Here is a 19,912-nt window from a genome sequence, read left to right on the forward strand (position 1 = left end):
GATTAAGACCTATATTGATTTACATCATTCTCAAACCTCAAATTCAAAAATGAAGATGCCATCACACATCGATCAACATAAATCTTAACCAGATGGCTCTAAAAAATTTCAGAGCCATCTACATCCATAATATACCATTTATACGGAAATGAATAGTTTATCTGATAACTATTCACCATCAAAATTTTTATTTCCTCATATTTTGCAATTTTTTCAAGTTCTACCAATTGGCTTTCAGATAAAATACTCGATAAATTGACAAATATCAATAATTTTTTTTGAAGTAATCTCTGAGACAATTGTATAAATGTAAGTAACCTTTCAAAATAATCTGTATCTTGAAAATCAAACTCAACTTTCATTAATTTTAATAAACTGGTTAGCTCAAATTCTTCACTATATTGAAGGGGATAATCATTGCATTCAGAGATTCTCTCCATCAACTGTACTAACTCTGATTTCACAGATACATACTTCTCATACAATTCACCAAATTGTACAATATCTTTTATTTCTTTGAATAGTTCACTGATAAATTTTTTATCGTTATAATCTATTTCCAATGGAGATAAGATAAGGCTAGCTTCTTTTTTCAGCGAGATAATTTTGTCATCATTCGATAATACAAAATTTCCATCGTTTCCTTCGATTATTTGACCTTGTAACTCGGTTAAATAATACAAAAATAGACTTGGAGATTCGATTGTCCAAATACAAACAGCTTTATCTTCAAAATCTAATTGCATGTTGATGTCTGGATGTACTAATTTCATAATATTACCAACCTTTGATCTGTATCTAGAACTTCAGTGCTATATTCACCAACAATATATTCCATTTTTGAAAACTGTTTCTCAGTCACTGTCAACAATTGAACCAATCCATCTTCAGGTCGATTCTTTTTGACTTGTTCTACAACAGCCTTTGCAGCACTTTCATTTAAAACCATTTTACAATAGACAGATTCCTGCAACATGATAAATCCGTCTTTAATCAAAAATTTCCTAAAATTTCGATAATCTCTCCGTTGATCTAGACTTAGTACAGGAAGGTCAAAAAATACAAGTATTCTCATAAATCTATAACTCAAATTGATAAAATTTTATAGCGCTCACATTATTATCACTTAATGCATCTAAAACACTCTTACAATATATTTTAATTGCATTATTTAGATATTGCTTTCGGCCATCAATATAGAGTTCTTTATTTAATAAATCTATTAAAGTAGTTTTATGATCCTTAGTAAACTCATTAAATGGTAAAAAGCTTAGAACTTGTTGATCGACAATTGGGCGAAAAGGCTCCATCAAATCACTGGATAAGTTAAACTGATTGAACATGTTATCATGAAATATTCCCACTTGTGTCAAATAACCACAGGCAACAATTTCTCTATTAATTGATGACAAGAGTATGGAGTAACCATAATTCAAAGCTGCATTAATGGCACTATCACTCGTTCTAGTAAAATCCATTCCAAACAAAGCATTAAAATATACTTTGGCGGCATGTCCTTCTCGATTGCTTTCGTCATTCCAAGTCATTTCGCGAATATACTGATTTAAAAGTGAGGCTTCATCCTTTCCTAGCATTTGTAAGAGTTCTTTTTGTTTCCTAATTTTTTCTGTAACAATTTCTGTCCAAACTGCTTCTTTAATTTCTTTTTTCCATTGAATTTGTTGACGAATCTTGTTACTTGTATCATGACTACCATAATAGGCTACTAATTCAGAAGATGGATTCCATTTTTCATCACAAAATATTACCTTAATCTTTTTCTTAGTCAATTCAGCTAGTAAGCACACAGTTAGTGAAACAGCCGTTGATGCGATGATCAACGTGCTGATTTCACTAATATTAATCTCTATTTTTTCCTTTTGTCTGACTACCATTCGTCCTAAGCGATAATCTAATTTCGCAGATTGAGAAATAACAACCACTCGCCAACTCATAACGCTGTCAACTCAATTTCATGTTCAAAAATACCACTAGGTGATTGATGAATAATACTCATTTTATCATTTTCCTTCAGATTTTTTGACATGCTAATACTACCAAATTTACTCGTTGCACCAATTTTTGTAATATTAGCAAGTTGTGAATTACATTGAAAAAGATGCAACAATTCAAAAATCATCTCACATTTGACTTCCGTATCCAAACTAATGAATTTATCTCTACAAATCACCAATTTATCATATTTATCATTAATTACGTTGTATATATTTTCATTCAATTTATATGATAACACATCAAAAAGGGCATCTAAATCTTTTAACTGATCTGAAGCAAATTTAGTCAATAATATGTTAGAATTTTTGGAGACTCTTTTTTTATACATATATTTTTCAATTACTTTTAACTGCTTAATATGCTGACTCTCAAGCAATAATGGCACATCTACATTTATTAATAAGCTTTTCTTATCATATCTACCAGGAATCCGTATTAATGAACCATTATAATTGAATAAAGAATTAATCATAACTTTAGGCATTAATATCTCTACATTATTTAAATCTTTTTCACTTTCCAGATACTCTTTCAACAATTCCAAATTACAATCAAATTTCTTAGCTAGGTGTACAGGAATATACTCAAAAGATTTTATAGTTTTTCCCCTTCGAACTGATTTAATAAATACAAAGTATGCTCCTTTTGCCTTGTTGTATCCACCATATTTAGAAATATCAATTAAGCGATCATCACTTGATTTAATAGGAACTTGACCTTTTCCCTTTTTCATCAGTTGTTGATCAAATAGTTGGCCATCTACTTCTTTAACCATTCGACTGATTAAGACAGTATTACGACTGATTACCTTTTTAACAGTTGCTATTGTTCCAGGATTATTTTCACTTTGACCAATCCAAGCTATGACACCATTAGATTCAATTTTCTTAGCTTTCTGCAGTAATTTTCGCAAATTATATTCTTGATTTGCTTTATTTTGAATGAATCGATAGGGACTATTGGTAAATTTAGTATGATAAGCATTCCCCACTACAATGTTCAAATATGCATCGTGCGCATGGTGGCAATCATTTAATTCACGTACTTTAAGAATTTCAAAATCTTGGCGGAAATTAGTAATATGTTTTGCTTTAGAATATACAATTTCGCTTTCTGGGAACCAATTGCTTAAAATTTCTGCGACTGCTTTGGTACTTTGGCGAGTTTCAACTAACTGACGAGCGATAAACCCAGCTAATTCTTCATCACTAAAAGGTGTAGAACGAATGAGTCTTTCAAATTTTTCTTTTGTAATAAGCCCTTTACTTAATAAAGTATTCCATAATGTTTTCACTTTTTCATCATCGCGAATATTTTTATCTATAGGATAGCGATCTGATTTGTCATTATTAATACCTTTTTTAACTAAAACAAGATTATTAAAACTATCATCTATTGTTTTTGATTGTGGATAAATATGATCAATATCATAATTACTATTAGCAGATACTAAATTTTCAAAATCAATTGCATCGTTTGTATACATACATTTTCCAAGTTGTGTAAAGTATAAATATACTTTCTTACTCCTAAGTTGCTCCTCTGTTAGTGAATTTAGTTTTTCAAATAAATTTTTGTATTTTTCCGCATTTTTATATACTTCAGATAGTACTTGTTTTCTTGATTTGGTTGTTTTACTTTCTTGTTTTTCACGTGCCATTTCGATAAAAATTCGTTTTGGATCGTGTTTCATCACTTGTTTGATATCTTTTATAACAAGTAAGGTTTGCCAAATTTGGCGTTTTACAGCTGGAGAAACATACAAATCATTGACAATACGATATGAGATGGATTCCAAATCTACTTTAGGATTTTCTTTTTCAATTGCCTCTACAAAATGATAAGGTTCTGACAATAATTGCATTAAGTTATTCTGTGTTTCGTACATACACTGAATAATAGTACGTAGCTCTCCTGTTTCTTGATCAACAGAGGTTATTTCAGATAAGAATTTTTTAGATAGTCTACCCCAATCTCTATAATTGAATGTAGCCATTCTAGATAATGATTTTTCATCAATGTTAGGGTATAATGCAGCCAATCGTTTTTTCAGTAGTTTCTTATCATCGCCAAACAAGGTAACGTTCAAGATAATTTTTTCCATTTGGTCTTCGGTTAATGTCAAATGGCCTAATTTCTCTTTAAAATCATGGTACGCAGTTAAACTAGATTTTACATCATCGGCTAAACCTGATAATTCGTCTTTTTCAGAGATGACTCCTTCTTTAAGTAAATAATTTTTAATTTTTTTCAATGTTACTTTACGATTACGTTTAAATACATTTTCATAAATCTCTTGTTTAACGCTCACTTCAAGTGGACGGCCATCTAAACGAAGATTGTTTAATTCACTTAAGACTAAATATTTACTATATAATAGAGAATATTTTGGCAAGACATCTTCATTCACTAAATAAGTACATTTGTTAGTCATGCGACGGATGAACTTTTCTGCACTGGCTTCTAAATCGACCTTTTCCTCAAAGTTCCAAGGATAAATCTTGCCTTCTTCTCCTTCTTTACGTACCATCCAATTTGTGCTCTTACCATTTCTATTTACCCCATTTAATGGGCCAACATAATAAGGAATTCTGTAACTAAAGGTTTTAATGATTTTATCCCGGTTTTCTTTTAGTACAGGGAGACGATTTTCTAAATTATTGAAAATTCGTCTCAGCTCATTTAGCTTAATTTGATAAGGGATTACGCCATTATCAGAATTCACTTGCAACGGTAAATATTTATTCACTTCAATCAAAGATTCAATTTCAGCTAATCTAGCCAAAACTGCCTTATCCGAAACCTTCTTTTTAATTGGATCAATTACTTGTTTTTTAATATAAGCATAAAAATCATTTCGCTTTGCACGCTTAACTTCAAGTTCTTGCTTTTTACCATTAATCTTGGTATGACCTACATAAGCGGGATAATTGTTTGCAATATTTGGATTAATAAAAATATCTTGATAAATTTTACGATCTAAGTATTTTTTGATGAATGATTTTAGTTCAACTAATTGCTCATGATGGGTTTCATAACTTTTCACTCGTGCTTCGGCTAGTGAAGCATTATCCCCTAAAATATCAGTTAAGATTTTCCAATCATACAATCTCTTAGCTGCTTCGATCACCGCAAATCTATCTTCTAATAATGCTTGAATGCCCTCAACGCTATCTTCAAAATTAGCATTAGCAAATTCAATTTTGGCATACTCACTCTCTTTCAAACCACTATCATCAAACAATTCAGCCAAATTGGTACTACCGCCAGAAATTAATGAACAAAATGCTTTTGCAGATTTCGTTTTAACACCTAAAGTATTAATGAAAGCCTTTTTACGTTCACCTCGGCCTAAATCTTTATTATAGATTTCTTTAATCGCATCAACTTTATCTTTTAAGCTTAACTCCCAATCATCAACGTATTCCTTTAAGACATTTTCCAATTGTTCAAGTATGGATTGAATATCTTTTACATCATTGATATCTCCACTATGTAAAAAATTTCCTCGATTCTTCATATAATAATGTAAAGCCAAATAAACTAATCGAATGTCGGGTGTATCTGAAGTAGTCATTAGATAGACAATCAGATGATTGATAGTAGGAAATTGTTTATAAAAATCTTTATCGGTAAAACCTTGGTCCACAAATAAAGCATAGGGTAACTCAACTTGTTTTCCGTCAAGCGTACGCTTATCTTCAGCAACATATCGGCTTTCTTTCATTCGATGGAAAAATCCAGCATCAATTTTTAAGACTTCTTCACCAAGTAATTCTTGTAAAATTTGAATTCTTTGTTTCCGTCGATTTTGTCTTCTACGATTGGTTCTACTTACTCTTCTTACTTCAGCTGTTTGTGCAATATCAAAAGTTCGCACTCCCCATAAATCTTTCCCTTTTTTTCTTACTAATTGATATTTTTCATCAGTCACAGCCCATCCGACAGAAGCACTCCCCATGTCCACGCCTAAATAATACTGTTGCATAATCTCACCTCAATAAAACGATTTCATTTTTATCATTATAACCTAGTTTTTATTATTTTAAAACTAAATTTTTTTATCCAAAAAACAAAAAAAGCTTACTAAAATTAGCAAGCTAACAATCTGCACAATGCAGTCCGTATAAACGGTATTTACGATAAATCGTTATTTGAACTTATGATGTAAATTATATAAGTCTTAACTTGACTTTATTTTACAGCTGATTTTAAAAATAGTCAATTACTTTCTATAAAAAAGTACCTAGTTAAGCTAGATACTTTTTTCTATGATGATTTTCAATTAAATTATTCTATCGGCAAACCTTTTCTATAAGCTTCCTTTGCTTCTTCTAGCGTCATCTTATTTGGTCCACCATCAATATTGGTTTCTCCGGTGTTTTGCCAACCACATTTATCACAAATATCGTATGTTTCAACAAGTGCACCGCAAACTGGACAGTGCATATGTTCCCAGCCATCAATCATGATTATGTTCTCATTCGTAGTCGTCATAATAACACTCCTCTTTTTCGTCTGATTTAAACACAGTTGTAATTTTTACACTTTTATTTTTTCCGATTTTCCCAATAGTAATTATAGTGTTTTCACGATCATAGCGAACACGTATGAATTCAGAGGCACATACTAAAATATTTTCATATATAGGTTCAAATAATAATTCACTAGCTAATTTTTGATATTTCCCTTTGTTATATTACCAAGTTCTTTTCTATGGGATTTACAGTGCCCACAGAAAGATTTTTCACTAAGAAAACTTGACTAAATCCAAACAGATCTCTCTTTTAATATCTTATATCCCTCAACATCATTATACTTCATCTCAACGAATCACATAAACGATTTCGGCGCATATTGGCTAACAATTGATTGATAGCTAACTCTAGTAAAGTTTTACATTAGCTGGATTTTATGTGGTTACTACTGATTTAGAAGATCGTAATATTGCTGGGATTATTCAAGCAAATCGCCAAAGAGGAGAAATTGAAGAAAGCTTCAGAATCATGAAAAGTGAATGAAGAACGCGACCTATGTATGTTAGAAAAGAAGAAACGATAAACGGTCATTTATTGACTTGTTTTATCGCACTGCTTTCGTTTAGAATTCTTGAAAAACATGATTGATCAGAGAAATATACTACTGGTGAAATCATTGAAACTTTACGAAAAATGAATCTTGTTTATCTTGGTAGAACGAATGATACGCCAACTTTTAAGCGAACAAGTTTAATTGATGACTGGATGGATACTTTTAGACTTGCTGTAGCGAGAAAAATAATTACTCAAAAATATTTGAAAAAATTTTCTCGAGTCGTTCAATCAGAAAAAAGTACGAAAATGAAATAACATAAACAAACTCCCCTAAACGCTGTAATATCAAGCATTAGGGGAGTTTTATCGTCTTTTAACTGTAAAACTCGAGTACTTCTTTCCCTGAAGGAATTCAATTCATCTCTAGCCTGCTTTAACTTTTCTACGGCACTCTCTACATCAATCACGGGAACATTATATTACAGTCACCTTTCCTGATGTGCCAGAAGCTATCACGCAAGGCGAAACGCAAACTGAAGCTTTTGAAATGGCACAAGAAGTTTTAGGATTAGCGCTTGAAGATTATAGCGAATATCCAAACCCTAGCGATATCTCTTTGTTAAAGCAACAATATCCAGAAAGTACATTAGCACTAGTTGCGATTGACATGCTCGCTTATAAGAAAAAATACCATTCTAAAAAAATAAGAAAAAATGTTACAATTCCAGAATGGTTAAATGGGCTTGCTGAAGAAAGTGATTTAAACTTTTCTCAAATACTGACCGAAGCACTTGAATTAAAACTAAATGTATAATTAAAAGCCACGGCTATGAAGGCTGTGGCTTTTTTATACGCATATTTCCGAAAATATGAATAAGCAAAAAATTGGAAAATTGACCGAATTTTCTGCTGGAGTTCCAACATTGGGGCCAACGAAAGCGTTGGAACTAAAAAATAGCCATAAGAACATCGATAAATCAACATTCTTATGGCTAAATAAGGGCTTATCCGACAGAACCTTCCATTTCATAACTGATTAGACGGTTTAACTCTACAGCATATTCCATTGGTAGTTCTTTCGTAAATGGTTCCACAAAGCCCATAACAATCATTTCAGTAGCTTCAGATTCAGATAAACCTCGGCTCATTAAATAATATAATTGTTCTTCTGAGATTTTAGAAACCTTAGCTTCGTGTTCTAATGAAACTTGGCTATTGTGAATTTCATTGAATGGAATCGTATCAGATTTAGATAATTCATCCATGATAATCGTGTCACATTCAATATGCGAAATAGAACCTTTACTCTTTTTACTAAAGGCAACCTGACCACGGTAGTTTACTTCACCACCATCTTTAGCAATAGATTTTGAAACGATAGAGCTTGAAGTATTCGGTGCATTGTGAATCATTTTCGCACCAGTATCTTGGATTTGGTTGGCTCCAGCAAAGGCAATGGATAACATTGTCCCACGAGCGCCTTCACCTTCTAAAAAGACACTTGGGTATTTCATGGTTGTTTTAGCTCCAAGGTTTCCATCAATCCATTCTACTGTCGCATTTTCTTCAGCACGTGCACGTTTGGTTACCAAGTTATACACGTTATCTGACCAGTTTTGGATAGTTGTATAACGGCAGTATGCATCTTTTAGTGTAAAGATTTCTACAATCGCCGCATGCAAGCTATTGCTTGAATAAGTTGGCGCTGTACAGCCTTCAACATAATGCACACTCGCACCTTCATCGACAATAATTAACGTCCGTTCAAATTGTCCGGTATTTTCTGCGTTAATTCTGAAATAGGTTTGTAATGGAATTTCACAGCGCACGCCCTTTGGTACATAGATAAAAGTACCACCTGACCATACGGCTGAATTTAAGGCTGCTAATTTATTATCCGTTGGTGGAACTAATTTAGCAAAGTATTGTTTGAAAAGTTCAGGGTATTCTCTTAAAGCTGAATCAGTATCCGTAAAGATAATCCCTAGCTTTTCAAATTCTTCTTTCATATTGTGATAAACCACTTCTGATTCATATTGCGCTGAAGCACCGGCTAAATAAGCTCGTTCAGCTTCTGGAATCCCAATTTTTTCAAAGGTTTCTTTGATTTTATCCGGTACATCTTCCCAAGATCTGGCTGGTTTATCACTTGGCTTTTGATAGTATTTAATCGCATCAAAATCAATATCCGATAAATCTGGACCCCAGTCTTGCATTTTCATTTTGTGGAAAGTTTCCAATGATTTTAAACGAAATTCCAACATCCATTCAGGCTCACCTTTTACGCGAGAAATTTCGCGAACGATGTCTTCAGTTAAGCCTTTACCAGTACTATAGATGGGTTCTACGTCATCATGGAAACCAAATTTATATTCTTCTAATTCAGGTACGCCCATTTTTTTCACTCCTCGTGCTTAATTTCTTCGGTAATTGTGGTTTGATTCGGATTTTCAATTGCTTTGTCCAAAGCCTTCCAAGCAAGCGTTGCACATTTAATTCTAGCTGGAAATTTAGCTACACCAGATAGCATACTGGCATCGCCTAATTCATCTTCTAGCGTAATAGTCTTGCCTTGAACTAATTGTGAAAAAGCCTCAGAAAGCTCTTGTGCTTGTGCTAAAGTTTTACCAATAACGGCATCAGTCATCATAGAAGCACTAGCAGTTGAAATCGAACAACCATGACCTTCAAATGCAATATCTTGAATAATTCCTTCTTCATCAATGGCTAATTGTAGCTGAATGACATCGCCACAGGTTGGATTATTCAATTCAATCTGTTGATTCGAAGTGGACAATTTTCCATGATGATGAGGATAGCTTGAATGATCAAGAATGACTTGTCGATAGAGATTGTCTAATTTAGATAGTGCCATTTTGGAAAAACTCCTTTGTTGCATGTAATGCTGCGATAAATCGATCAGCTTCTGCTTTGGTATTGTAAAAATAAAAACTTGCTCTTGCAGTTGCTTGAACATCTAAATACTGAATAAGGGGTTGCGCACAGTGGTGACCAGCACGAACAGCTACCCCTTCCATGTCTAAGGCTGTTGCCACATCATGAGGGTGAATGCCTTCAAAGTTAAAGGCAATCACACCTGTATGCTCTTTAGGATCTTTTGGCCCATAGATGGTTAAGCCTTCAATTGCTTGGAGCTGTGGTAAAACATAGGCCACTAAGGATTGTTCATACTGATGAATTTTTTCCATTCCAATGGTCTCTAGATAATCAATCGCCGCCCCTAAAGCAATCGCACCAGCAATATTGGGCGTTCCTGCTTCAAACTTCCAAGGTAATTCTTTCCATGTGCTATCGTATAGATGGACAAAATCAATCATTTCGCCACCAAATTCAACTGGCTCCATTTGTTCTAGATATTTTCTTTTACCATACAATACCCCGATACCAGTTGGTCCACACATCTTATGACCACTAAAAGCGTAAAAATCACAGTCCAACGCTTGCACATCAATTTTCATATGTGGAACTGATTGCGCACCATCTACAACCATGATTGCTTGATGCGCATGAGCCAGCTTGGCTAGTTCTGCAACTGGATTGATTACCCCTAAGACATTAGAAACGTGGGCAATAGCCACAATTGCTGTTTTATCGGTAATCATCGCTTGTGCCGCCTGCATATCTAAAAAGCCTTCTTCGGTTAAAGGAATATATTTTAAAACCGCCTTTTTACGCTTGGCTAATTGCTGCCAAGGAATTACATTGGCATGATGCTCCATGTAAGAAATCACTATTTCATCGCCTTCTTTGATAAAGGCCTCTCCATAGCTTTGAGCAATCCAATTCAAGCTAGTGGTTGTTCCTCTAGTGAAGATGACTTCTGCTGTTTCTTTGGCCTGGATAAAACGACGAACCTTTTCTCTGGCTGCTTCATAAGCCTGAGTAGCGCGTTCAGCTAAAGTATGCACGCCGCGATGAACGTTGGCATTGTCATGATGATAATAGTGATTTAATACATCTAACACCGCTTGTGGCTTTTGGGTTGTCGCTGCATTATCCAAATAGACTAAGGCTTCGTCATTAACCACTTGATCTAAAATTGGAAAATCTTTACGAAGGGTAGCGACATCCAAGATAGCTTCATTCGCTTGATTTGTCATTAGGCATCTAACTTCCCTTCAATAACGTTCACTAATTCTTGTTGAACCTCTTTAATTGGAATCGCCGTTAAGACACCTCCTAAGAAACCACGAATAACTAAGCGTTCAGCTTCTTCTTTGCGTAAACCACGACTCATCAAGTAATACATTTCTTCTGGATCTACGCGACCAACACTCGCAGCGTGACCAGCAGTCACTTCATTTTCATCAATTAAAAGAATTGGATTAGCATCGCCTCTTGCTTGATCTGAAAGCATTAGAACACGACTTTCTTGCTGGGCATCCGCTTGTTTGGCCCCTTTTAGAATATGACCAATTCCATTAAAGGTTAAGGTACCGCGTTCACGAATAACCCCATGCTGTAAAATATGGCCCACGGAATAAGGAGCCTTATTAGTTACACGAGTATCGATGGCTTGGACTTGTTTGCCGGCACTGATAGCAACAATTTTTACTTCTGCGTGAGCAGCATTACCAACTAAATCAGAATCAAAATCAGCAACAATATTCCCATCATTCATTACACCTAACGCCCAATCGATTGAAGCATCACGTAACAGATAGCCGCGGCGATTCATATAAGCATACACATTATCCGCCAATTGATCAATTGCTGAATATTTGATTTTTGCGCCATCTTTAGCGATAACTTCGACAACGATGTTTGCGGCGATTTCCTTTGCTTCATTGCCCTGAGAGATAAAACGTTCAAGGTAGCTAAATTCACTATTGGTATCCGCTACAATCAAAATATGCTTGTAAAAGTGAGTTTGACTATTCGCATTATGATAAAAAATGGCTTCAAATGGTTCTTCAACCACCACATTTTTAGGCACATATAAAAACATTCCACTATTTAAAAAGGCTAAATGAGCGGCTGTTAATTTATTTTCATCCATCGGTACAGCTTTAGTCATAAAGTATTCTTCCACTAATTCAGGATACTCTTGTAAAGCTGTAAATAAATCAGTAAAAATAACTCCTTGATCAATCAAATTTTGAGGTAGTTGTTCAAAGACTGTTTGGTCATCTTGTTGAACAAACATTGGATGATCTGCCATTTGATCAAAGGCGGCTACATTCGCAAATTCACTCATTTCCCCTTGTAAATTTGCTTCATCAATGGCTAAAAGTGGCCAACGGTGAAATTTTGCTCGTTCAATTTTTGGTAAGTCTAATACTGCAATTTTAGCAAGTGCTTGTTCTCTTAAGGCGGTCATAAAAGCGGGTTCTGCTTTTAAGGCAGAGAACATTTTGACCGCTTCAAGATATTCGACTGGATTTGTTTTCATCGAATTTCCTCCTTAAGCTTCTTCTTCACGGTATTCAATACCTAATTCTTTACTGATGCCAGCATAACCTTCTGCTTCAAGACGTTTGGCTAATTCAGCATCTCCTGTTAACACAACGCGACCGTCCATCATGATATGCACAACATCTGGCGTAATATAGTTTAATAGACGTTGATAGTGTGTAATGATTAAAGCACCAAAGTTCTCACCGCGCATTTCATTGACACCTTTTGCTACAACTTTTAAGGCATCAATATCTAGTCCAGAGTCAATTTCGTCTAAAATAGCAAAGCTTGGCTCTAGCATCATTAATTGTAAGATTTCGTTACGTTTCTTTTCCCCACCAGAAAAGCCTTCATTTAGATAACGCTCAGCCATTTCTTCTGGCATATTTAATACAGCCATTTTTTCGTCTAATTTTTTGATAAATTCACGAACAGAAATTTTGTTATCTTCCTCACGACGAGCGTTAATCGCCGCACGCATGAACTCTGCATTGGTAATTCCTGGAATTTCACTAGGATATTGCATTGCTAGGAATAAGCCTAAACGTGCACGCTCATCAACTTCTAATTCCAAAATATTTTTACCATCAAATAAAATTTCACCTTCAGTTACTTCATAATTAGGATTGCCCATAATCGCAGCTGAAAGAGTTGATTTCCCTGTTCCGTTAGGTCCCATAATCGCGTGAATTTCACCTGTTTTTAAGGTCAGATTCACTCCCTTTAAAATTTCTTTATCTTCAATCGACACATGTAAATTTTTAATCTCTAAAACTGACATTGCTTTGCCTCCTCAAGGTATTTATATTCTTTATTATTTTAAAATAATTGAGAATGATATTCAAATCAATTGCCTAGATTTCATCAAAAAGAATCAAAAAATTTTCAACAATTTAGAATGATTATAATTTACATTAAGGCTTTTGCCAAGTATTTTTACTTATTTTATGTATTTCTTTGTTATCTTTTAGAAATGATTCCAGCTTTTTTCAATCCACATCAGATCCTCGCCTATTTTCTAACGGATTTTCCTGCTAGACTTTGCTTATTTGCTCGTAGCTAAGCAAGTCGTTAGCCATCCGTAAAAAAAGTCTCGTAGATTATTTCCACGAGACTTTTTTGTTTTCATTATTCTTCGCTATTTAAAAGCGCTTTGCGTGATAAATTTACACGACCTTGTTTATCGATTTCAGTGACCTTCACTAAGATTTCATCGCCAAGTTTAACCACGTCTTCTACATTATTGACGCGTTCGTTAGCTAATTGTGAGATGTGAACTAAGCCATCTTTTCCTTTGATTAAGTTAACAAAGGCACCAAATTTTTCAATGCGGACAACCTTACCTAAGTAAACTTGACCCACTTCTACTTCTTTGGTTAAATCTTCAATAATTTTGATTGCTTTTTTAATCATTTCAGCATCAGCAGAAGCGATAGATACTTTACCATCTTGATCGATATCAATTTTTACCCCAGTTTCATCAATGATGCCGTTGATGGTTTCGCCACCTTTACCGATGACATCTTTGATTTTCGCTGGATCAATTTGAATCATTTCAATCTTCGGTGCATATGGGCTTAACTCTTTACGTGGTTCACTAATGGTTGAAGTTAATTCAGCCAAGATTTCCATACGGGCTTTTTTGGCTTGAGCTAAAGCTTCAGTCAAGATTTGTTCAGTGATTCCTTGAATTTTAATATCCATTTGTAAAGCAGTGATACCATCTTTTGTACCGGCAACTTTAAAGTCCATATCACCCAGATGGTCTTCTAAACCTTGAATATCAGTTAAAATAGTGTAGTTTTCACCATCAGATACCAAGCCCATCGCAATACCAGCAACTGGTGCTTTAATTGGTACACCAGCATCCATCAAGGCTAAGGTACCTGCACAAATACTTGCTTGAGAAGAAGAACCATTTGATTCTAAAACTTCAGCAACTAAACGAATGGTGTAAGGAAATTCTGTTTCGCTTGGAATCACCTGTGCTAAGGCGCGTTCACCTAGGGCTCCATGACCAATTTCACGACGTCCAGGAGAACCTGCACGACCAACTGACCCTACTGAAAATTGTGGGAAATTATAATGATGGATAAAACGTTTAGATTCTTGTACGCCTAAGCCATCAATTACTTGGTGTTCACCAAGTGGAGCTAATGTACAAGCTGATAAAGCCTGTGTTTGGCCACGAGTAAACAAACCTGAACCATGCACACGAGGTAATAAAGCAACCTCTGAGGCTAATGGACGAATTTCATCTAATTTACGACCATCTGGACGAATTTTATCAATAGTGATTAATTCGCGTACCACATCTTTTTCTAAGTCTTCAGCAATTTGTTTGACTTCTTTTAATAGTTGAGCAGCTTCATCTGCATCTTCTAAATCAGCTGCAATTGCTTCGTATTCAGCAATAATCATCGCCTTAACATTGTCAATTTCTTCTTCACGAGCTAATTTTTCTTCGGTTAAAACCGCTTGTTTCATTGTTTGGTAATTTACGTCATAAATCGCTTTTTTCAATTCAGGATCTAGCTGTAAAAGCACAACTTCCATTTTTTCTTTACCAACAGCAGCAACGATTTCTTCTTGGAAAGCAACTAATTCTTTAATTGCTTCAAAACCAAATAATAAAGCCCCTAACATATCCTCTTCAGAAACTTCTTTAGCTCCTGATTCTACCATGTTAATCGCTTTTTTCGTTCCAGCTACTGATAAATCAATATCTGATTGCGCTTGTTGTTCAATCGTTGGATTTAAAATATATTCGCCATTGACACGACCAACTTCAACACCTGCAATCGGACCATCAAATGGAATATCTGAAATTGATAAGGCCAATGATGAGCCAAGCATTGCAGCCATCGCTGGTGAGCAATCTTGTTCCACACTCATTACAATATTAGTTACTTGAACTTCATTACGGAAGCCTTCTGCAAACATTGGACGGATTGGACGGTCAATCAAACGAGCAATCAAAGTTGCTTCAGTTGAAGGGCGGCCTTCGCGTTTAATAAAACCGCCAGGCATTTTACCTACAGCATACATTTTTTCTTCATAATTAATTGTTAATGGGAAGAAATCAGTATCCTTCGCTTCTTTGGAGGCAACAGCTGCACTTAAAACAACGGTATCGCCATAGCGTACCAAAACAGCTCCATTGGCTTGTTTGGCTAATTGGCCAACTTCGATAGATAATGGGCGGCCACCCCAAGTGGTTGAAAATACTTGTTTTGTCATTTTCCATTTCCTTTCTCACTGGGGATTACTTGCTACTAAACAAAGGAAAAATTAGCATACTTCCTAGCCTTTCCTTTGGTTAGTAGTAAGCGAATGTATCCACAGTGATGATATTTTTTGGTCTTGCAACCTTTTTGACGGTGGAAATCAATTAGCTACTTTAAAAATTCGCCCCCCGATTTCGAAAATCTTTACCACTTATTGATTTTCTTATCGGTGGTACACTCGAATTTTTTCGTAGCTGATCAAATTGATTTACAACCTTTTTGACGGTGTAATATCAACTAGCTACTTAAAAAATTCGCCCCACACTTGCGAAAATCTTTTCCTTTTGTTGATTTTCTCATCGGTGGGTTACCCGAATTTTTTCGTAGCTGATCAAATTGATTTACAACCTTTTACAAAAAAAGTGAGATTCAGTGTGAACCTCACTTTTTCTTCTAACCAATCGATTAGCGACGTAATCCTAAAGCTTGGATTAATTCGCGGTAACGTTGCACATCTTTTTTACGTAAGTATGCTAATAAGTTACGACGGTGACCAACTTTTTTCATTAGTCCACGATATGAATGGTGGTCTTTTTTGTGTACACGAGCGTGTTCGTTTAATTGGTTGATTTCTTCAGTTAATACAGCGATTTGTACTTCTGGAGAACCAGTGTCACCTTCATGACGTGCAAATTTGTTCATGATTTCATTTTTTAATTCTTTTGAAATTGCCATTTCAATACACCTATCTTTCTTTTAATCTTTCTTACCGAAAACTGAGTAAAACGTTGGTGATTCGCTAAACCAAGTTTTGGTAGCGTGCTAAAGCACACAAATTTACTTTACTTGATTTAAAGCAAAAAAGCAAGCATTATTTGCTAAAAGCCAATCAGAATCACACTTGCTTCAGTTGATCTATTGACAGCTAATGATAAAAAGCGGTCAAAATCAGCCAAATTGCTTCGGACTAAGCCTATTTGTCTATCAAAAACAGACAAAATTGTTTAAGTTTGTTTAAAAATATTGAAAAAATGTTTCATTTTCTGAAAACAACTTGCAAATTTTAGTGAATGCTACTAGAATAAGGCATCGGGAAAATTTAAGGAGGGGGAAACTTTATGCGTTCAATGAATGTACAAGATTTTCAAGCGATTGTTGGTCAAAAAGAGGTAGTGATTCTAGATATTCGCGATAAAGGCGCTTTTGAAGAATTTCATTTGCCAAATGCAATTTCTATGCCTACAACTAGCCTACCAAATCGTTTACATGAACTAGATAAAGAAACAACGTATTATGTATTAAGTCACTCTGGTCGTCGTTCTGATATTATTGCACAGTTTTTAAACAATGAAGGATTTAACGCCTACCATATTATCGGTGGGATGAAAGCTTTTAGACAGTTAGCTGCCTAAGCTTAAATTTAAAAATATTTAGCTAATGAAAAAAACTTGGGGTTATCCCAAGTTTTTTTCATTTACACTTGTCTCAATTTTTTCTTCTTCGTATAAGCCTGATTTTACACGGTACCAAGCAAAAATATGACTAATGATCACTTTAATTACAGCATAGGTAGGAATCCCTAAAACCACGCCTACTAATCCAAAAACTTTTCCAGAGGTTAGCAAAACAAATAAAATAGTAATCGGATGAATAGCTAATTGACTCCCTAAAACAAGTGGGGAAATAAAGCGTCCTTCGATGGTTTGCTCGATAACAAACACAATTAAGACTTTAATCAGTAGAATAGGCCCCCCAACAATCCCTAAAATAATTGCCGGAATCATCGCTAAGAATGAGCCTAGATAAGGAATCAAATTTAAAAATCCAGCCACCACACCTATAGTAATGGCATAATCTAAACCAATAATAGAAAAACCGACAATAAACATCACCGCTACGGCAAAGGCCACGGTTAACTGACCACGAATATATGATGCAATTTGATCATTGGCTTCTTTTAGCACATTTAGTGTTGGTTGTCGCATTTTAGTCGGTAAAAATTTTACAAAATAAGGGCCAAGATTTTTTCCATCTCTCAATAGATAAAAAAGAATAAACGGCATCGTAATTAACGAAATAACAATGGTTGCCACCGTACCGAAAAAGCTACCGATATTCTTAATCGTCATTGTGGATAGGTTTTTGGCCACGTCAGTCAATGAATCAATCATTTTTTGACCATTAGTTTGAAATTCAGTAAACAATTTATTCAAGGTAGGATCGGTAAAGAATCGTTTGCCCTCTTCCTGAATAACTGATACATAACCCGGTAAATGGTTAATAAAACTCATGGTTTGGCTTTGAATACTCGGGATAATCACGACCATCCCCCATACGATTAAGGCAATCACTAGAATAAACAGACCAATAATACTATAAAGTCGTTTAACACCTTTTTTTTCTAGTCTATCAACAATCGGATTCATTAAATAAAAAAGAATCCCTGCCATAATAATTGGTAAGCCCACGACAGCCAAAAATTGCCAAAGCGGCTCAAATAGATAGGAAACCTTCGTAAAAGTGAAAACGACCAATAAAAATAAAAGTAGATTGGCTAAAATAGCCGTCATCTGATTATTTAGTACCCAGCGCCAGAACCAAGAAAAACGCGCGGATTTTTTCGGCTCTTCCATCGTCACCACTCCCTAATCATTATATGAAATAAGCATTCCTTCAGTTAATGTCGGAAATTGATAAGGTGTTACATAAATCATACTTTCAATGATATTTTCATCGTCATATGGATTAAAGCTAATATTTACATGGTCTAACTCTTGCATATTATGCTGAACTGCTCGACCAACTTTTTCTACATGATACACTTGATTGCCAAAGATTAACTCCATCCCTGGTCGGATTTTTGCTTTGTCTTGTAAAAATTCTTGTACTACCGCATACCGACTCAATCCCTCAGTAATTTTAGTTCCAAAAAGAATTAACAAATTTTCCTTAGAATGATTTACTTCTTGGCCAATTGATAAAATTTTTGACGTTGCCATTGATCTCTTCCTTTTCATTTCATAATGTTAGCTACATTATAGCATAGCCCCAACCTACAGCAAAACATAACAACATCAAATTTATTGAATAGCAAGTGATCTAGAGAAAAACTTAAAGCCTTTTCATATAGGCGTGCTTTTTTTGACTATTTTATGGTAAACTATAGGCATAGTTTATTGTTGGAGGTGTACTATGTTAACAAAAATTCTATTGGGAACTTATACAAAAAATAAAAGCCAAGGAATTTATTCCATTACTTTGGATACGCAACAGGAAGATTTGCGTGATTTAACGTTGATTGCCAAAGAAGTTGGTCCAACCTATTTGGCACAATCCAAAGCGGGGCAATTATTCAATGTTACTTCCGTTGAGGGCAAAGGGGGCATTGCTAGCTATGATGCCAACTATCACTTAGTCAATACCGTAACCCAAGAAGGCGCTTCTCCTTGCTATGTTGCCATCGATGAAAATCGTCAATTAGTTTATAGTGCAAATTATCATAAAGGTCAGGTTGCCGTTTATCAAATTTTAGCAGATGGGCAAATCGCCTTAGTTGATGAAGTATTCCATCATGATCCAGTCGGTCCGCATGAAAATCAAGACAAACCACATGCTCATTATGCAGATTTAACACCAGATAATCGTTTAGTGGCCTGTGATTTAGGAACGGATTATGTCTATACTTATGATGTCTCTGCACAAGGCAAATTAACCAAGGTTGCTAGCCTAAAATTACCTGCTGGCACGGGACCTAGACACCTTGCCTTCCATCCACAATTAGATATTGCTTACTTATTTGGTGAATTAAATAGTACGATTACTATCTTAACTTATCATCGAAAGACCGGAGAATTCTCCATCGGGGCAAGCTATTCTACCCTACCCAATGATTTCGTAGGCTTTAATAGCGGCTCTGCTGTCCATATCACGAGCGATGGTCGCTTTTTATACGGCTCCAATCGTGGACATAATTCCATTGTTTGCTTTGAAATCTCACAAGATGGACAACAGCTAACCTTCAATCAACGCATCCAATCTGAAGGTGATTTTCCAAGAGATTTTGCCATTGATCCTAGTGAAGAATACCTAGTTTGTGCCCATCAAAATTCGGATAATCTAACCTTATTTTATCGCGATAAACAAACGGGTATTTTATCCTTACTGAAAAAAGATATTTATGCACCAGAATGTGTCTGTGTAAAATTTATCTAGATTTTT

Annotated in this window: 17 protein-coding genes and 1 pseudogene; 4 read left to right on the top strand and 14 right to left on the bottom strand. The window is 35.0% G+C overall.

Features of this window, described 5'->3' with window-relative positions:
* Positions 1–98 precede the first annotated feature (98 nt).
* The 5 genes from csn2 to RK02_RS08090 all read right to left on the bottom strand — a co-directional run bounded on the left by csn2 (position 99) and on the right by RK02_RS08090 (position 6,513).
* The gene (csn2, locus tag RK02_RS08070) at positions 99–773 is read right to left on the bottom strand and encodes a type II-A CRISPR-associated protein Csn2 (RefSeq protein ID WP_016183743.1); all 675 of its coding nucleotides are present in this window, start codon (positions 771–773) and stop codon (positions 99–101) included.
* Positions 770–1,075 carry a CRISPR-associated endonuclease Cas2 gene (gene cas2 / locus RK02_RS08075; RefSeq protein WP_016183744.1) on the bottom strand — a complete coding sequence of 102 codons (306 nt, stop codon included), beginning with the start codon at positions 1,073–1,075 and terminating at the stop codon, positions 770–772. The genes csn2 and cas2 overlap by 4 nt, the downstream gene beginning before the upstream one ends.
* 4 nt (positions 1,076–1,079) lie before the next feature.
* Entirely contained in the window at positions 1,080–1,955 is an 876-nt protein-coding gene (cas1, locus tag RK02_RS08080; RefSeq protein ID WP_016183745.1) for a type II CRISPR-associated endonuclease Cas1, read from the bottom strand.
* Positions 1,952–6,004 (bottom strand): type II CRISPR RNA-guided endonuclease Cas9, encoded by a 4,053-nt coding sequence (gene cas9 / locus RK02_RS08085; RefSeq protein WP_016183746.1) that lies wholly within the window; start codon positions 6,002–6,004, stop codon positions 1,952–1,954. Before cas9 ends, cas1 begins: the two co-directional genes overlap by 4 nt.
* A 302-nt stretch (positions 6,005–6,306) precedes the next feature.
* Positions 6,307–6,513 carry a CPCC family cysteine-rich protein gene (locus RK02_RS08090; RefSeq protein WP_016183747.1) on the bottom strand — a complete coding sequence of 69 codons (207 nt, stop codon included), beginning with the start codon at positions 6,511–6,513 and terminating at the stop codon, positions 6,307–6,309.
* Positions 6,514–6,917: 404 nt separating this feature from the next.
* On the opposite strand from RK02_RS08090, the pseudogene RK02_RS12600 reads away from it, so the two are divergent.
* Positions 6,918–7,364: pseudogene (locus RK02_RS12600) on the top strand (IS1634 family transposase); the annotation flags it as partial.
* 163 nt (positions 7,365–7,527) lie between these two features.
* Positions 7,528–7,863, top strand: a complete 336-nt coding sequence (locus tag RK02_RS08095) for a type II toxin-antitoxin system HicB family antitoxin (RefSeq protein WP_071856405.1) — start codon at positions 7,528–7,530, stop codon at positions 7,861–7,863.
* A gap of 190 nt (positions 7,864–8,053) precedes the next feature.
* Here the strand turns inward: RK02_RS08095 and sufB are convergent, their stop codons facing one another.
* The 7 genes from sufB to rpsO all read right to left on the bottom strand — a co-directional run bounded on the left by sufB (position 8,054) and on the right by rpsO (position 16,429).
* Positions 8,054–9,445: a Fe-S cluster assembly protein SufB gene (gene sufB / locus RK02_RS08100; RefSeq protein WP_016183749.1), complete on the bottom strand. Its 1,392-nt coding sequence runs from the start codon at positions 9,443–9,445 to the stop codon at positions 8,054–8,056.
* A gap of 5 nt (positions 9,446–9,450) precedes the next feature.
* A complete protein-coding gene (sufU, locus tag RK02_RS08105) occupies positions 9,451–9,924 on the bottom strand; it encodes a Fe-S cluster assembly sulfur transfer protein SufU (RefSeq protein ID WP_016183750.1) in 474 nt (157 codons plus the stop codon).
* Positions 9,911–11,170 (bottom strand): cysteine desulfurase, encoded by a 1,260-nt coding sequence (locus tag RK02_RS08110; RefSeq protein WP_016183751.1) that lies wholly within the window; start codon positions 11,168–11,170, stop codon positions 9,911–9,913. Before RK02_RS08110 ends, sufU begins: the two co-directional genes overlap by 14 nt.
* The gene (sufD, locus tag RK02_RS08115; protein ID WP_016183752.1) at positions 11,170–12,462 is read right to left on the bottom strand and encodes a Fe-S cluster assembly protein SufD; all 1,293 of its coding nucleotides are present in this window, start codon (positions 12,460–12,462) and stop codon (positions 11,170–11,172) included. The genes RK02_RS08110 and sufD overlap by 1 nt, the downstream gene beginning before the upstream one ends.
* A gap of 12 nt (positions 12,463–12,474) precedes the next feature.
* Positions 12,475–13,248, bottom strand: a complete 774-nt coding sequence (gene sufC / locus RK02_RS08120; protein ID WP_016183753.1) for a Fe-S cluster assembly ATPase SufC — start codon at positions 13,246–13,248, stop codon at positions 12,475–12,477.
* A 347-nt stretch (positions 13,249–13,595) separates the two neighbouring features.
* Positions 13,596–15,707, bottom strand: coding sequence for a polyribonucleotide nucleotidyltransferase (pnp, locus tag RK02_RS08125; protein ID WP_016183754.1), 2,112 nt, complete (start codon positions 15,705–15,707; stop codon positions 13,596–13,598).
* A gap of 452 nt (positions 15,708–16,159) precedes the next feature.
* The gene (gene rpsO / locus RK02_RS08130; RefSeq protein ID WP_016183755.1) at positions 16,160–16,429 is read right to left on the bottom strand and encodes a 30S ribosomal protein S15; all 270 of its coding nucleotides are present in this window, start codon (positions 16,427–16,429) and stop codon (positions 16,160–16,162) included.
* Positions 16,430–16,812: 383 nt separating this feature from the next.
* On the opposite strand from rpsO, the gene RK02_RS08135 reads away from it, so the two are divergent.
* Positions 16,813–17,106, top strand: coding sequence for a rhodanese-like domain-containing protein (locus RK02_RS08135; protein WP_016183756.1), 294 nt, complete (start codon positions 16,813–16,815; stop codon positions 17,104–17,106).
* A gap of 42 nt (positions 17,107–17,148) precedes the next feature.
* On the opposite strand, the gene RK02_RS08140 is transcribed toward RK02_RS08135, so the two are convergent.
* Positions 17,149–18,327: an AI-2E family transporter gene (locus RK02_RS08140; protein WP_016183757.1), complete on the bottom strand. Its 1,179-nt coding sequence runs from the start codon at positions 18,325–18,327 to the stop codon at positions 17,149–17,151.
* 12 nt (positions 18,328–18,339) lie between these two features.
* Entirely contained in the window at positions 18,340–18,693 is a 354-nt protein-coding gene (locus RK02_RS08145) for a PTS glucitol/sorbitol transporter subunit IIA (protein ID WP_016183758.1), read from the bottom strand.
* 193 nt (positions 18,694–18,886) lie between these two features.
* On the opposite strand from RK02_RS08145, the gene RK02_RS08150 reads away from it, so the two are divergent.
* Complete coding sequence (locus RK02_RS08150; protein ID WP_016183759.1) at positions 18,887–19,906, top strand: lactonase family protein; 1,020 nt, start codon at positions 18,887–18,889, stop codon at positions 19,904–19,906.
* Positions 19,907–19,912: the final 6 nt, after the last annotated feature.

Origin of the sequence: Enterococcus columbae DSM 7374 = ATCC 51263 (assembly GCF_000406925.1) — a bacterium.
In the GTDB taxonomy this organism is placed as follows: domain Bacteria; phylum Bacillota; class Bacilli; order Lactobacillales; family Enterococcaceae; genus Enterococcus_E; species Enterococcus_E columbae.

Bases quoted from the DNA above. Each gene is read 5' to 3' on its own strand.
- csn2 (WP_016183743.1), bottom strand. From the start codon at position 773: ATGAAATTAGTACATCCAGACATCAACATGCAATTAGATTTTGAAGAT.
- cas2 (WP_016183744.1), bottom strand. From the start codon at position 1,075: ATGAGAATACTTGTATTTTTTGACCTTCCTGTACTAAGTCTAGATCAA.
- cas1 (WP_016183745.1), bottom strand. From the start codon at position 1,955: ATGAGTTGGCGAGTGGTTGTTATTTCTCAATCTGCGAAATTAGATTAT.
- cas9 (WP_016183746.1), bottom strand. From the start codon at position 6,004: ATGCAACAGTATTATTTAGGCGTGGACATGGGGAGTGCTTCTGTCGGA.
- RK02_RS08090 (WP_016183747.1), bottom strand. From the start codon at position 6,513: ATGACGACTACGAATGAGAACATAATCATGATTGATGGCTGGGAACAT.
- sufB (WP_016183749.1), bottom strand. From the start codon at position 9,445: ATGGGCGTACCTGAATTAGAAGAATATAAATTTGGTTTCCATGATGAC.
- sufU (WP_016183750.1), bottom strand. From the start codon at position 9,924: ATGGCACTATCTAAATTAGACAATCTCTATCGACAAGTCATTCTTGAT.
- RK02_RS08110 (WP_016183751.1), bottom strand. From the start codon at position 11,170: ATGACAAATCAAGCGAATGAAGCTATCTTGGATGTCGCTACCCTTCGT.
- sufD (WP_016183752.1), bottom strand. From the start codon at position 12,462: ATGAAAACAAATCCAGTCGAATATCTTGAAGCGGTCAAAATGTTCTCT.
- sufC (WP_016183753.1), bottom strand. From the start codon at position 13,248: ATGTCAGTTTTAGAGATTAAAAATTTACATGTGTCGATTGAAGATAAA.
- pnp (WP_016183754.1), bottom strand. From the start codon at position 15,707: ATGACAAAACAAGTATTTTCAACCACTTGGGGTGGCCGCCCATTATCT.
- rpsO (WP_016183755.1), bottom strand. From the start codon at position 16,429: ATGGCAATTTCAAAAGAATTAAAAAATGAAATCATGAACAAATTTGCA.
- RK02_RS08135 (WP_016183756.1), top strand. From the start codon at position 16,813: ATGCGTTCAATGAATGTACAAGATTTTCAAGCGATTGTTGGTCAAAAA.
- RK02_RS08140 (WP_016183757.1), bottom strand. From the start codon at position 18,327: ATGGAAGAGCCGAAAAAATCCGCGCGTTTTTCTTGGTTCTGGCGCTGG.
- RK02_RS08145 (WP_016183758.1), bottom strand. From the start codon at position 18,693: ATGGCAACGTCAAAAATTTTATCAATTGGCCAAGAAGTAAATCATTCT.
- RK02_RS08150 (WP_016183759.1), top strand. From the start codon at position 18,887: ATGTTAACAAAAATTCTATTGGGAACTTATACAAAAAATAAAAGCCAA.